Source organism: Streptococcus sp. P25B114 (assembly GCF_053010325.1).
In genome coordinates this window covers 17,246-33,041 of the sequence record NZ_JBRKNW010000019.1, presented here as the reverse complement: position 1 = coordinate 33,041, position 15,796 = coordinate 17,246, and the positions used below count along the sequence as shown (strand labels likewise).

The following is a 15,796-nucleotide window of genomic DNA, read 5'->3' as shown; positions in this document are numbered from 1 at the left end:
TTGGTAAAAAATCTAGAAGTAGAGCACCGCAATGCTTCATTAAGTGAACAAGAACTCCTTGCCAAGTATGTGGGCTGGGGTGGACTTGCCAATGATTTCTTTGATGACTATAATCCAAAATTTTCTATGGAACGAGAAGAACTGAAAAGCCTAGTCACTGATAAAGAGTATTCGGATATGAAACAGTCCTCCCTGACAGCCTATTACACAGACCCTGCCCTGATTCATCAGATGTGGGATAAGTTGGAAAGAGACGGCTTTACAGGTGGCAAAATCCTAGATCCTTCCATGGGAACAGGGAATTTCTTTGCGGCTATGCCCAAACACTTAAGAGAAAAGAGTGAGCTATATGGCGTAGAGCTAGATACCATTACAGGAGCCATTGCCAAGCACCTTCACCCGAATAGCCATATTGAAATTAAGGGCTTTGAGACGGTGGCTTTTAACGACAATAGTTTTGATTTGGTGATTTCAAATGTGCCGTTTGCCAATATACGAATTGCGGATAACAGGTACGATAAGCCTTATATGATTCATGACTACTTTGTCAAAAAGTCACTTGATTTGGTCCATGATGGTGGACAAGTAGCGATTATCTCTTCCACAGGAACCATGGATAAGCGAACAGAAAACATCTTACAAGATATTCGTGAGACAACTGAATTTCTTGGAGGGGTTCGATTGCCTGACTCTACCTTTAAGGCCATTGCAGGAACGAATGTTACAACGGATATGTTGTTCTTCCAGAAACACTTGAACAAGGGATATGTGACAGATGACTTAGCCTTTTCAGGTTCCATTCGTTATGAAAAGGATAGTCGCATTTGGCTCAATCCTTACTTTGATGGAGAATACAATAGCCAAGTGCTAGGAACCTACGAGGTCAGAAATTTTAACGGCGGAACACTTTCTGTTAAGGGGACTAGTGACAACCTCATCGCAAGTGTTGAAACTGCTCTACATCAAGTAAAAGCCCCAAGAGAGATTGATAGAAATGAAATCATCATTAATCCAGACATATTGACCAAACAAGTCATGGATACTTCCATTCCAGCTGAAATGAGGGAGAATCTGGGTCAGTACAGTTTTGGTTACCAGGGTTCTACAGTTTACTATCGAGATAACAAAGGCATTCGAGTGGGGACCAAGACGGAAGAAATCAGTTATTATGTCGATGAAGAGGGCAACTTCAAAGCATGGGACACCAAGCATTCTCAAAAACAGATTGATAGATTTATTAGCTTAGAGGTGACTGATAGCACTGCTCTAGATGTTTATGTGACCGATGATGCAGCCAAACGTGGTCAGTTTAAGGGTTATTATAAAAAGACAGTTTTCTATGAAACTCCCTTGTCTGAGAAAGAAGTGGCACGGATTAAGGGAATGGTCGATATTCGCAATGCCTACCAAGAAGTTATTGCCATTCAACGCTATTATGACTATGATAAGGAGACCTTTAACCACTTGTTAGGCAAACTCAATCGTACCTATGATAGCTTTGTCAAACGCTACGGGTATTTAAACAGTACAGTGAACCGCAATCTTTTTGATAGTGATGATAAATATTCGCTTCTTGCTAGTTTGGAAGATGAACGTCTGGATCCAAGTGGAAAGTCTGTTATCTATACCAAATCCCTTGCCTTTGAGAAGGCTTTAGTGCGTCCTGAAAAAGAGGTTAAAAAGGTACATACAGCCCTTGATGCCTTAAATTCCAGCTTGGCTGACGGACGAGGTGTTGATTTTGCTTATATGATGTCTATCTATCAGGTTGAATCGAAGATGACCTTGATTGAGGAGTTAGGTGACCTCATTATGCCTGATCCTGAGAAGTATTTGAATGGAGAATTGACCTATGTTTCTCGTCAAGACTTTCTGTCAGGTGATGTCGTTACCAAGTCAGAAGTGGTGGACCTATTCGTGAAACAAGACAATCAGGACTTTGACTGGTCACATTATGCAGGGCTACTAGAAACGGTCAAACCAGCCCGCATTACCTTGGCAGACATTGATTATCGAATCGGTTCACGCTGGATTCCTTTGTCTATTTACGGAAAATTTGCCCAAGAAACCTTTATGGGGAAAGCCTATGAACTGTCAGACCAAGAAGTAGCGACAGTCCTTGAGGTCAGTCCCATTGACGGGGTTATCACTTACCAATCTAAGTTTGCCTACACCTATTCCAACGCAACAGATAGGAGTTTAGGTGTCCCTGCTTCACGCTATGATAGTGGTCGAAAAATCTTTGAAAATCTCCTGAATTCCAATCAACCAACCATCACAAAACAAGTTGTCGAAGGGGATAAGAAAAAGAATGTGACGGATGTAGAGAAAACAACAGTCCTGCGTGCCAAGGAAACACACCTACAAGAACTCTTTCAAGATTTTGTAGCAAGGTATCCAGAAGTCCAACAAATGATTGAAGACACATATAATAGGCTTTACAATCGTACAGTATCAAAGTCCTATGATGGTAGCCATTTAACCATTGATGGACTTGCCCAGAATATCTCCTTACGTCCCCACCAAAAGAATGCCATTCAACGGATTGTGGAAGAAAAACGAGCTCTACTCGCCCATGAGGTAGGGTCTGGAAAAACCTTGACCATGCTTGGGGCAGGATTCAAACTGAAAGAACTCGGAATGGTACATAAACCACTTTATGTGGTGCCGTCTAGTCTGACTGCTCAGTTTGGTCAAGAAATCATGAAATTCTTCCCAACCAAAAAAGTCTATGTGACCACTAAGAAAGACTTTGCCAAAGCCAAACGTAAGCAGTTTGTGTCTCGGATTATTACAGGGGACTATGATGCCATTGTCATTGGAGATTCACAATTTGAAAAAATTCCAATGAGTCGTGAAAAACAGGTCACCTATATCAATGACAAACTCGAGCAACTCCGAGAGATCAAGCTAGGAAGTGATTCTGATTACACGGTGAAAGAAGCGGAACGTTCGATTAAGGGATTGGAACACCAGTTGGAAGAACTCCAAAAACTAGAGCGAGATACCTTTATCGAATTTGAAAACCTTGGAATTGATTTTCTTTTTGTGGATGAGGCTCATCACTTCAAGAATATCCGTCCAATCACTGGACTTGGGAATGTCGCGGGAATTACCAATACCACTTCAAAAAAGAACGTAGATATGGAGATGAAGGTGAGACAGGTTCAGGCAGAGCATGGCGATAGAAATGTTGTTTTTGCGACAGGAACACCAGTTTCTAACTCCATCAGTGAACTTTTCACCATGATGAATTACATTCAGCCCGATGTTTTGGAACGATATCAGGTATCCAATTTTGACTCATGGGTTGGGGCTTTTGGGAATATCGAAAACTCTATGGAACTAGCCCCGACAGGTGATAAATACCAACCTAAGAAACGGTTTAAGAAATTTGTCAATTTGCCTGAACTCATGCGAATCTACAAGGAAACCGCCGATATTCAGACTTCTGATATGCTTGATTTACCTGTACCTGAAGCTAAGATTATTGCGGTGGAAAGCGAGTTAACGCAAGCTCAGAAATACTATTTAGAAGAACTGGTAGAGCGTTCAGACGCTATCAAGTCAGGTAGTGTTGACCCAAGTAGAGATAATATGTTAAAGATAACCGGGGAAGCTAGAAAACTAGCTATTGATATGCGGTTGATTGACCCTGTTTATACCTTATCAGATAATCAGAAAATCCTTCAAGTGGTTGATAATGTCGAGCGAATCTACCTTGAAGGAGCAGGAGAAAAGGCTACTCAGATGATTTTCTCTGATATTGGAACACCTAAAAGTAAGGAAGAAGGTTTTGATGTTTATAATGAACTGAAAGCTTTGCTGGTTGATCGAGGGATTCCCAAAGAACAGATTGCTTTTGTGCATGATGCCAATACCGATGAGAAGAAAAATTCCCTATCACGAAAGGTCAATAGTGGGGAAGTGCGGATTCTCATGGCATCTACGGAAAAAGGTGGAACGGGTCTAAACGTGCAATCACGCATGAAAGCTGTCCACCACTTAGATGTTCCCTGGAGGCCTTCTGATATTGTACAGCGAAATGGACGACTGATTCGACAAGGGAATATGCACCAAGAGGTGGATATTTATCACTACATTACCAAAGGGAGTTTTGATAATTACCTCTGGCAGACACAGGAGAATAAGCTCAAATATATCACTCAGATTATGACCTCAAAAGACCCTGTGCGGTCGGCAGAAGACATTGATGAACAAACCATGACCGCTTCTGACTTCAAAGCTCTAGCGACAGGTAACCCCTATCTCAAACTGAAAATGGAATTGGAAAATGAACTGACAGTTTTAGAGAATCAAAAACGAGCCTTCAATCGATCCAAAGACGAGTATCGCCATACCATTTCCTATAGCGAGAAGCATCTCCCTATTATGGAAAAACGGTTGAGTCAATATGATAAAGATATTGCCCAATCTTTGGCAACAAAGGCGCAAGATTTTGTCATGCGATTTGACAATCAAGCAATGGATAATCGTGCTGAAGCTGGGGGCTATCTGCGAAAACTCATTACCTATAACCGCTCAGAAACTAAGGAAGTTCGGACTCTGGCCAACTTTAGAGGATTTGATTTGAAAATGACTACACGAGGTGCTAGTGAGCCCTTACCAGAAACCATTTCTTTAATGATTGTAGGTGATAATCAGTATACTGTCGCCCTTGATTTAAAATCAGACGTGGGAACCATTCAACGGATTAGTAATGCCATTGACCATATTATAGATGACCAAGAAAAGACGCAAGAGCTGGTAAAGGATTTAAAAGATAAGCTACGAGTAGCCAAAGTTGAAGTTGAGAAAATCTTTCCCAAGGAAGAGGAATATCAGCTTGTAAAGGCTAAGTATGATGTCTTGGCTCCCTTGGTTGAAAAAGAAGCAGAGATTGAAGAGATAGATGCAGCTTTGGCCAAGTTTAGTGAAGATACAACACCCCAAAAGAAGCAACAAATAGCACTCGAGATATAAGAAAAAAGGCTGACAAAAAATAATGAACGCGGTAAAATGAAGTCAAGAAATCACAAAAGGAGAATAGATCATGACCCAAACACTAGAAGAAATGCGTTATCAACTTGAAGAATGGTTGGCACAAGGCTATACAAGTCCAGAAGATAGGGCAAACTACCAAAACTTAAAGGAACAGTATGAAGATGAAACTCTTGATTATAGCTTTTCAAGGCGCGAAATCACTGGACAGCTGGAACTTATCATCACAAGTCGTGAGAATGACTTTCCAGACCTAGATGAGGTGACGAAGGCAGAATACCTTGATTTGGTTGCCCAACTTGATGATTTAGACAAGAGACAGGCTGACTACTATCGCAAGCAATTAGCCTAGAAAGAGGTGTAAGATGTTGGAGCAAATTCTACAAAGCCTTTTGATTATCGCAGCAATAGGACTAATGTTGCTTGTCCTTTATAGGATTGTGAAAGTTTCAGGTGCTTTGATTCTTATCGGACTCATCAGCGGCTTAGTCTTTATTGAAATCTATGGAATCTACCTCTTCTTTACGGAAAGGTATCTCTATACAGAAGATTTAGCCACCAATGGTATTTGGAGTTTTACTGGTTTTTATATTGCCTTTAATAACTTTCTCTTGTTTATAATTACTATAAAAATCTTAAAAATAGAGCAACCTAAATCTTAGGATTATCAGGAATGTGTGAATTGATATTCCTAGTGATTGGTTTGAGATATTATTTGTTTTTTTCAATACACATAGAAGAAAGTCAATGTGAACTGATATTTCAAGATAAAGTACAGTTCAGAATAGATGAACTTGAGAAGCAAAAAGCAAAATTTAATAAGAGGAATAAAGAGAACTAATTATTTAGTTTGCAGGTTTATTTTCTCGTTTCGTTATTTTTAGGATTTGTACCATAGAGTTTTGCCTTTTTTACTCATGTTTTACATCACTAATCGATTTATAATAATCTTATAGGGAAACATAGTTACAAATATTTAATTATTCAAGGAGGAATTTATAATGAATAATATTAAACCAGAAATCTATGTTCAAACTGCAACTGATCAAGAAATTACATTATTAATTGGTGGTGCTGGTAGTGGGTTTGTTAAGACTCTAACTAAAGACTGTCCAGGCTTTTTATCAAATGTTTGCGTAAATATTGGATTCATCTCTGGATGCAAAAATTGTTAAAATAAAAATTAGTTTGTAACTATGTATGTCCTATCGCCATAATTGATAGGACATTTCCTTTTATTTTACTAGAGGTAACATCTATGACAATTAATATTACAGAGGAAAAAAGTTTTGATATAGTAATTTCAAAGGTAATAGAGGAATTTTCTTTCTCCACTTCAAAATTTAGTGAAGTGTGCTCTTTTTCTGATAGCATTATTAATAGTTTTAAGGAAGAGTTTAGAAAAATACTGCTTCCTGTATTGGTCCAAGAAATAAATTTATTTAGGATAGGGAAAGGAACCAATTCAAAATATAGTGAATACAATGAATTTTGTAAAAATATTCTTAATAACGGTTTGTATTTTCTTGATAAATATCCAGTTTTAAAAAGAAGATTGAATCTTTTAAAAGAAAATTATGAAATTAGCATTGAATGTTTTTTGAAAAATTTAACCAAGAATTATAATGAAATTATAGAAAATTTTGATCTAAGGCAAGAAAATATAAGTGTAAAAATATTATCAATGGTGGGAGACAATCACGGTAGTAATAGGAATATCAGCTTTGAACTTCAAAATAAATCATTTTTTTATAAGACTTCAGGATACACTTTGTATCCAATTTTGAATGAATTAAATTGTAGAGTATTCGATTCTAAGTATTTCAAATTTCCTGATACATTCATTGGTAGCAATTTTATGATCCAAGAGAAGATTGACAATTTGTCCTGCCATGATAAAAGTCAAATCCATTCATTTTATAGAAATATGGGAGTACTTTTGGCATTTACGTATGTGTTGAATGGAAATGATATGCACAATGAAAATATTATTGCTTGTAAAGAACATCCCTATGTGATTGATTTTGAAACTTTAATAAATCCTGTGTCACAAATAGAGGGAAGAATTTCACAAAGCATCTTTTCAACTGGCTTACTCCCAATGAAATATAGACGAAATTTTGATGGAATATTTGACTGTAGCAGTATAGGTCAAGTAAATATAGTTGTAAAAAAAGTTTTTGAAGAAATTAACCCGTTTAGTTCGGAATTACGATTGGAATTGACAGAACACCAATTTAATGATATCAAAGAATTCTTACCTTTACTCCATGAATCTCATATTTCTGCTAATAATTTTTTAGGTGATATTGAATCTGGATTCATATTTGGTTATTCAAGATCGAGAAGTTGTTATAATATTATAAAAACAGTGGTCTTAAGGTATAAAAATGCCTTACTATGTAGATTGGTCTTAAGAAATACATCTGTATATTCAGCACTTATTGATCGAATTACTGTGCCAGATTTATTAATGGATGAGCTAAAAACAAGAAATGTTTTAACAAGCTTCTTAAAAGAAATACCAGTAATCAGTAGTCATGAAAAAAAGTACATTATGCTTGAAGTTGAGCAATTAGTTAATGGTGAGGTTCCATTGTTTACATTTGGTAATTTTGGAAATGTTTCAAGAAATGATACAAAATACCTTATGAGTCTTTACGATTCTGTAAATTTTAAGTTAAATTGTATGTCCGATGAAGATTTACAATATCAATTAAATCTCCTTAGAGTTTGTTTGAATATTGATAATTACAATTTTTCTAAATTGAGAAATAATCATCTTGAATTAGATGTTAAAAAATTAGTAAGGGAATCAATATTTAATGTCACACGGCCTTATGCACTGACTCTTCAGAAAGATTCTAGTGGTAATTACATATATGGAGAGTCTAATTTGGGACTATATGAAGGAAAGTTGGGATTGCTATTATCTTATGATGAATTGGAAGAAATATTTGATTTAAAAGTTATTGAACAAGAAATTATAAATTCAAAAGATATAGGCTTAATTAATGGCTATGCTTCATTATTGCTTTATAAAAATTTAAATAACTCTTTAAATAAAGATGATTATTTACTTCATGATATAGACTTTACTGAATTTGATATAATTGATGGTTTGGGTGGATTAATTTTACAAAGCTATTTAATATTTTTGAAAAAACCAGAATTAGTAGATGTAGTTGAATTGAAGAAGTTAGGAGAAGTTTTTCTAGAACTAACAAAAAATCAGGAACAGTTTAAAGTAGGATTTGCTCATGGATTTACCGGTATAAAGGTTATTTATAAAATATGTTCTCTTATTTTACCAGATAATTCAGAGTTTATGAATAGATTTGAGTACTTTGAGAGTCAGGATAATGTTTCATTATATCCTAGCTCGGGATGGTGCAACGGATTGACAGGTTATCTTGTTTCTGAATATATTTTATATAAAATAAGTAACGACTCTAGATATCTTGATAAAGTATTATATAATATTGATTATCTTATGAATAAATTATGTGAGACTGAGGAATATTGTTTGTGCCACGGATTTTTAGGAGGATTGGATTTCTTGCAAGTATTGAATCAGGATAATTTGCTTTCTAACGAGCATAAGAAGAGACTGGAAATATTGGAGAAAACTTTAATTTTTAAATCCAATCACAATAATATTCTAAAAAAAGATATTTCGCTATTTACAGGAATCTCAGGATTTCTCTATTATCTCAAACGAAAAAAAACACTTAGAGGGTCTGTTATTACTCTAGGGTTCTAAGGGAGATGCCAATGAAAAAAATAAGAGAAAAGCTACAATCCCAACAAAATGATTGTGGACCATGCTGTTTAGCAATGATTTTGGACTATTTAGGAAGAGATGTTGAGTTATCAGAACTATATAAATATAAAAATACCGCTGTTGGATGGAGCATGGGAGATATAAAGAACGTTGCAAAACAATTCGGTGTAGACGCTACTGTGTTTAGGATAGTTAATATGAAAGGGATGTCATCAATACTACTTCCAGCAATACTTTACTGGGATTTCTCACATTTTGTAGTGCTAGAAAAGTACAACGAGTTAGAGGTAACTATACTTGACCCTAATTATGGTAGAAAAACTCTTAACAAAGATACATTTATAAAATTCTTTTCAGGATACTGTATGGAGCTAAGACCAAATCAATCCTTTACAAAGCGAAAGTCATCCCTAAGAGATAAAGTATCTAAGATCAGAAACACAAAAATTTGGAATTTGAAATTTGGAAAAGTCTATCCTACTGTTTTGGTGGGTTACAATATATTATTATTAATTATACCTGTTTTAATAAGTAAATTAATAAATGAATTATCAACAAGAGACATTAATATAAATCAAGTAATTATTTTAATAGGTGTTATATGGTTAACAACTGGTTTGAACTATATTTTAGAAAAATTTCGGAATCAAAAAACAATAATTCTTGAAGAAAAATCAACAGTTAATATTTACGAGAAGTTATTTAGTCTAACTGAATCTGAAATAAGCAGATACCATAGTGGCGACATCATGTCACGAATATCGGTTAATCCTCAAATCTGTAGATTTTTGGCAGTTGAAGTACCTAATATGATTATCTCAATAATGCTTATTTTCTTTGCAAGTTTATACTTAATATTAAACACTGGAATCTATGCTTGTATGTTGATTTTGCTACTTTTACTAATTGCTATCATTAACTGTATATTCATCACTATTTTAATGAAATTATCCAAAAATGAAAGTTATAAACGGTCTATACTTCGAAGTGTTGCTAATGATGGTATTCTATCTTATAATTTTTTAATAGGTTCAGGAATTACCTATCGTTATCTAAAAAAAATCAAAAGTAGTTTATCAGATTATGTACAGTCGCAGATTGATAGAGGAATTGTAGAAGCTAAATCAATAACATTCCAGCAAGCCACTTCGACATTCTTTTCTCTTCTAATTTCTATTATGAGCCTAGTTATAGTGTTATTGAATCCTGAAAGAAGTGGGGAAATTGCCTTAATCAGTTCTATGGCTATGATATTGTATTCTCCCACGATGGGAATTGTAAGTAGCCTAATTAACATGGCTAATCTGTATCCAAATATTGAAAGACTTGTAGACTTGGTAGGAGAAGAACAAATTCCTAAAACCTTTACGAAGATTCAAAACGGCACAGTTAATGTTGATGGGTTATCATATAGATACGACGACGCATCAACATATCTTTTCAAAAATCTTTCGTTCTCTCTTAAGGAAGGAGATACTCTTTTTATAACTGGAAAATCAGGTACCGGCAAAACCTCCTTAGTAAAAATTTTACTAGGTTTACAAAGTATTAGTGGGGAAGGTAATGAAGGAAATATAATTATTGGAGGAGTTAACTTACTAGACCAAAACCTAGATTTAAGAAGAGATATTTGCTATATATCACATCCGTCAATTCTTTTTAAAGGTACTCTGAAATCAAATTTGAAATTATTCTGTCCAAACTATACTATTGAAGAACTGATGTTAGCAATTGATAAAGCAAATCTTTCAGATATATTTCCTCATGCTTTAAATATTGAAAATTTATTTATATTGGAAAATGGTACTAATTTTTCAACTGGTCAACGTCAAAGAATAGGAATGCTAAGATTATTTTTGCAAGAATATAAGGTTATTATTTTAGATGAGCCAACAAGTAATATGGATTCTGAAAACGCAAAAGCTATCATGGCAGCTATTAATGCTCTTGAATCAACCAAAATTATTATTACACATGATAATGAATTAATTCAACCTGGATCAAAACAATTAGAATTAGGAGTGGGAGAAAATGGATATACATATAAATCATATAAGTAAGAAATATGGTAATCGAATCATTTTAAACGATGTCACTATTAGGATTCCTTCAGGGAAAATTTATGGGTTTATTGGTGCTAATGGAGCTGGTAAAACTACAACGATGAAAATCCTTACTGGATTATTACCTGCTACAAAAGGTAACATATACTTTGACGGTGTAAGTCTTAACGACTTAAAAAATCAGGAGTCAATAATAGGAGCTTTTATTAGTACACCAAGTTACTATAAAAACTTAACAGCTTATGAAAACTTAGCTATTATACAAGAAGTTCTCAAAAAACCGCAAGAAGAAATTGATCGAGTTTTGAATCTGGTGAGCCTAAGTGAAGTTCGCAATAAAGTTGTGTCTTCGTTCTCATTTGGTATGAAACAACGTCTTGGTTTAGCATTTGCTTTTTTAAATAATCCAGATATATTGGTATTAGATGAACCTACGAATGGATTAGATCCGAAAGGAATTGTTGAAATCAGAGAACTCTTATACAGACTAGCTAAAGAAGAAGGAAAAACGATTTTTATATCAAGTCACCATATTAGTGAAATAGAAACGATTGCAGATATGGTCGGTATAATACATGACGGTGAGCTTATTTTTGAGGGAACACTCTCTGAACTTTATAATAAAAGGGACAGCTCTTATCTTTTTGAAGTCGCAAATCCAGATGTTTTTGAACATATTTTGAGAGTTCGAGATATCTCTTTTATTCGAAAAGAATCGCATTTTGAAATAAATTCTTACAAAAAAGATATACCAAATTTAATAAAATTAATTGTACAAGAAGGAATCGATATTTTGGAGGTTTCACCAAATAAAAACCTAGAAAGAATCTTCTTAGACTTAACGAAAGGAGATAAAGTGTATGGTCACATTGATAAAAAATGAAATAAAGAGGTTTGTAGGAACCCCAACAGCCTTGTTATTGCTTGGCATTACTTTTTGTTTGCAAATGCTAGGAACGGTTTTTATCATTAAATCATTAGATGTGCAAGTTGGGGACATAGCACAAACACCTTTTCAGAAGTCTATGATAATTTTTTTAGGTTTTTCTGGATTGGTGAGTATAGTGGTAAATGGTATTACTAACTTTTTTGTTACTTCAAGCGAGCACAATAACCATACTTGGGAATTGTTGCTTTTGGGGATAGGGAAGAAAAATAAAATTCTCTTTTCAAAGTATTTTACAGTCATTCTATCTTTTATTTTTTATCAATTACTGTCAACTATTTTCTTTGTTATAGTTACACAGACCTATTTATCTTTAACGATTGATTGGTCTACGGTATTCTTAGTGTTATCATCAACAATATTTTTCAGCTTACTCACGATCACACTTCAGTTTTGTACTCACCTGCTAGAAAAAAATAGTTTATCTGCTCTAAGCAGTGTTATTATTCTTATTCTGTTACAAACACTTTTTGCCTCTAATGATATATTTATTTATGTATTCCCGATAAATGGTATTTCTTATCTGATAACTTCTAGTATTCTCAATCCAATTATAATTTTAGTAATCACTTTAGAGAATATTATATGGAGTGGTGCTGTTCTTTTAGTAGTTTTTAAAAAGTTTCATCTTTAGGAGGGAATTATGTGGAAATTAGAATTATTAAAGTATAAGAGAACCTATTTAGCTCCCGTATTCATAGGGATAGGTATGTTTTTAGTCATTTTTCAAAGCTACGCTGGATATACGATTAAAGAAATTCCATCGAAGGTTTTATTTGTGACAGGTCTAGATTTATATAGTAATTTTTTACTACCAGTGATGATTCCTATATTTCTTATCATTTCATTGCACCGTGAAGTTGAGAATACTGCTTTTCAAAACTTAACAATAAAAGGAATATCTAGTCAACAGATAAAGTGGTCTATAGTGAAATTTTATTGGATAGTAATGCCAATTTTATTTCTTTGTCACTTTTTGATTCCACTGATTTTTATTTCCTTGAGAGGAGAAAGTGCCCTTAATGTGATTATTGATAATAGCTTATTTTTACTGTTATCAATTTTAAGTATTATTGCACTCATCAATATTAGTCTACTGATACATCAGTCAAGCGGGAATTATGTATTACCGATTTTAACGGCTATTGTAGGAGTCGTTGTTGGACGTTTCCCTCTGGGAGAAATCACATGGATTGTTAACCCCTACTCCTATTTAAGTTATTTAGCAAATTTTAAATCATTTACTGTAACCCACTATTTAGCATTTTTTCTAGTCTTTTCTTTGTCTTTTATTGGTATAATATTATGTAAGAAAAAAATAGATTTGAGTAAGACATGAGAAGAAATTTGTTAAGTACAGCGTATTATGCTTTGTTTATTACAGGACTAATCTATTTGTCCGCTAAATGCTTTCTAAATAACATCGAAAATATCTTGTTTTTGCTTGCTTTAAATGTATTATTGTTATTGGATTTTATTTTGCACAGAGCAATATCTACTAGGTCTAAGATTAGCAAATTTATTATTTGGTTAATCAGACTTTGTCAGTGTCACTCAATTTTGTTTGTCATAGGAGATTCCGCATTTCCTCCATGGATACAGTATATGATTGGCATTATAATCTATTCTTCGTTAATATCTATATCGCTCAGCTTGTTTTTTCAAAAGTTACAGACTTCTTTTTATCTATTTGTGGTGATAGTAGGACTTCTATCGAGTGTAAGCTTACTTTTTCCAAGATTGACTAGTATTGCCTTTTCACTTTATTTGGTAGTTACGTTCGCGATGGCTCTCTTAATTGTTCTTCTAAGGAACAAGCAAACGTTTTATAGAAATGACTCCAATAGATTTTATTGGCTAATGTTATTAATCTTTTACCTCATGATTTGTTTCAGTTCTATTGGTTTCATTTTTTTTAATTCATCAGCTTTATTTTCTGGGTTCTGGTTATTTTATTTTTTAGCTCTAATTACAGGATTAATACTCATCTTGTTTTATCATAATGATGCAGTATTTAAACAAAGAGAACAATTATTAACACTTATTTTTCTGATTTTATTATATATTGTTCTGTTTATTCTAATTTTAAAGAGAACGAGTCTAGTTGTTCTTGAAACGGTAACAATTATTTTATATTTTCAGTACTTTTTCCAGTTAGTTGGAGAAAGTTATAGACTAATAACTGGAAGTAAGCAATCTGAACATGTAGGGATCAATTCAATTTTGAAAGAAGAAGCTTTAAAACAAGAGTTTGCGAATTTCCTGCATGATAATATTCTTCAAGATATCAATGCTTTAATTCAACTATCTCGTTTAGATAATCCAAGTGTATCAGTTAAAATTATTGAAGAAAGACTAGAGTATCTCAATACTTTTGTTCGTGAGCGAATGAATCAGTATAGTCCTCAATTACTAAAAGGCTTATCTTTGTATGATAACTATCGTATGATGCTAAAAGCATTTGAAAAACGTTACCCTAAAATGAATATTTCTCTGAACTTTTATTCAGCAAAAAACATAGCTATCTATCCTCCTTATGATTTTTTAATATATAGATGGTTAAGAGAGCTCGTTAATAACGCTTATAAGTATTCCAATGCTCAAACGGTTACTGTAAAATTGGCTAGAGATGGGCGAGAACTCTCTTTATCAGTTATGGATAATGGCTATTATCAAAAGTTAAAACCATTTAAACATGGACACGGATTATTAGTCTTGGAAGAACAAGTAAAGTCAGTAGGGGGGACTATTACTTTTGAGCAAGTGGACTCTAACGGATTAAGAGTCGATATCAAATTGATGATGGAGGGAGAGAAGGCAATTGAAAATTTTATTAATAGATGATCATATCCTGTTTGCAGAGAGTTTAGCCTTAACTATACATCAGTATCAGCCGGATATCCACATTGATATATTGAACGATGAAGATGAATTTAAAAGCATTTTTTCAAAAGTAATTGAGTACCAAGTGATACTATTAGACATTAACTTAGACAATAAATTTAGTACGGATGGCTTTGGAATAGCTCAAGATATTTTAGAGGAGTATCCTGATTCCAAGATAGCATTATTGACGGGATTTGATTTACCTGTATATGAATATCAAGCTCAGAAGATAGGAGTAAAGGCATTTGTTCCTAAAAATATAAGTTCCAAAAGATTAATTCAGATTCTTAAAGATATTTCCTATGGGAAAAATTATTTTCCAAATCAGAATTATTTTATAGATGAATTGACAGAACGCGAAAAAGAAATACTTATACATTTGGGAAATGGCGAAAAACGAAAAGACATTGCTAAATTCCTTTACATTTCTGATAGAACGCTAACGAATCATATTCAAAATATATTGGAAAAACTCGAAGTTGATTCAACGTTAAAAGCTGTTATAAAAGCTCAGAAGTTAGGATATATTAAATAATTACCCTTTTTACTCATGATTTTGTATTGTAACTTAGATATACTGGTGTAAAGGAGGTTCAAATTTATGAAAAAAGTAATACCGTATGCGTTATTAACTCTATCAATGTTTTTTCTATTCAATGCTATCCGAATATTTCTTGAGAGTAGGTCTCTGTATGTTGTCGATGTTTTGTTATTCATAGTCTTTCTAGTATGTAGTTTAAAATTTAGAAAGCAATAATGTAGAATAAATACAAAGATATACTATCTTCTACATTTGAGAAGTTATAAATTATTCAGATGGTCATAATTTGGTTGTTAAAAAGACCCATTGCCAGCTGTAGCAGGAGACATATAATCTATAGGAGAGAGGAGCAGATTGATTCTATCTTTTTGATGTTAAGTTAGTTTAGAATTTTGTTTCTGAAGTTTGTAACTTGTCGAAAACTGAGTGACTGACGTTTGATATCCTTGATGAGCTTATCGATTGCGTTAAATTAGTGTTAGAATAGGGAAATTCAGTCAGATAGTAGTTCTAACTGCTGTTGTACGACAGAGATTGAGAAAGGGAGTCTTTAGGTAGTGGAAGTGTCGGTGAGT

General features: G+C 33.7%; 11 protein-coding genes. All 11 read left to right on the top strand.

The window, feature by feature from the left end:
• Positions 1-4,983 (top strand): SNF2-related protein (locus ACVC7T_RS09080; protein WP_447262827.1); only part of this gene is annotated, 4,983 nt, incomplete at its 5' end.
• A gap of 70 nt (positions 4,984-5,053) precedes the next feature.
• Positions 5,054-5,353: a DUF5962 family protein gene (locus ACVC7T_RS09075; RefSeq protein WP_208563124.1), complete on the top strand. Its 300-nt coding sequence runs from the start codon at positions 5,054-5,056 to the stop codon at positions 5,351-5,353.
• Between the two features lie 13 nt (positions 5,354-5,366).
• On the top strand, positions 5,367-5,663 hold the full coding sequence (locus tag ACVC7T_RS09070; protein ID WP_318817499.1) for a DUF5966 family protein: 297 nt from the start codon (positions 5,367-5,369) through the stop codon (positions 5,661-5,663).
• Positions 5,664-6,002: 339 nt separating this feature from the next.
• Positions 6,003-6,176, top strand: coding sequence for a type A2 lanthipeptide (locus ACVC7T_RS09065; protein ID WP_012775117.1), 174 nt, complete (start codon positions 6,003-6,005; stop codon positions 6,174-6,176).
• Between the two features lie 83 nt (positions 6,177-6,259).
• Positions 6,260-8,764: a DUF4135 domain-containing protein gene (locus ACVC7T_RS09060; RefSeq protein WP_447262826.1), complete on the top strand. Its 2,505-nt coding sequence runs from the start codon at positions 6,260-6,262 to the stop codon at positions 8,762-8,764.
• A gap of 11 nt (positions 8,765-8,775) precedes the next feature.
• The gene (locus ACVC7T_RS09055; protein WP_395375968.1) at positions 8,776-10,845 is read left to right on the top strand and encodes a cysteine peptidase family C39 domain-containing protein; all 2,070 of its coding nucleotides are present in this window, start codon (positions 8,776-8,778) and stop codon (positions 10,843-10,845) included.
• The gene (locus tag ACVC7T_RS09050) at positions 10,817-11,731 is read left to right on the top strand and encodes an ABC transporter ATP-binding protein (protein ID WP_447262825.1); all 915 of its coding nucleotides are present in this window, start codon (positions 10,817-10,819) and stop codon (positions 11,729-11,731) included. Before ACVC7T_RS09055 ends, ACVC7T_RS09050 begins: the two co-directional genes overlap by 29 nt.
• Complete coding sequence (locus ACVC7T_RS09045; RefSeq protein WP_395375963.1) at positions 11,709-12,428, top strand: ABC transporter permease; 720 nt, start codon at positions 11,709-11,711, stop codon at positions 12,426-12,428. Before ACVC7T_RS09050 ends, ACVC7T_RS09045 begins: the two co-directional genes overlap by 23 nt.
• 9 nt (positions 12,429-12,437) lie before the next feature.
• A complete protein-coding gene (locus tag ACVC7T_RS09040; protein WP_024381912.1) occupies positions 12,438-13,133 on the top strand; it encodes an ABC transporter permease in 696 nt (231 codons plus the stop codon).
• Positions 13,134-13,783: 650 nt separating this feature from the next.
• Positions 13,784-14,638 (top strand): sensor histidine kinase, encoded by an 855-nt coding sequence (locus ACVC7T_RS09035; protein WP_238140085.1) that lies wholly within the window; start codon positions 13,784-13,786, stop codon positions 14,636-14,638.
• Positions 14,616-15,215, top strand: coding sequence for a response regulator transcription factor (locus ACVC7T_RS09030; protein WP_318817283.1), 600 nt, complete (start codon positions 14,616-14,618; stop codon positions 15,213-15,215). The genes ACVC7T_RS09035 and ACVC7T_RS09030 overlap by 23 nt, the downstream gene beginning before the upstream one ends.
• Positions 15,216-15,796 lie beyond the last annotated feature (581 nt).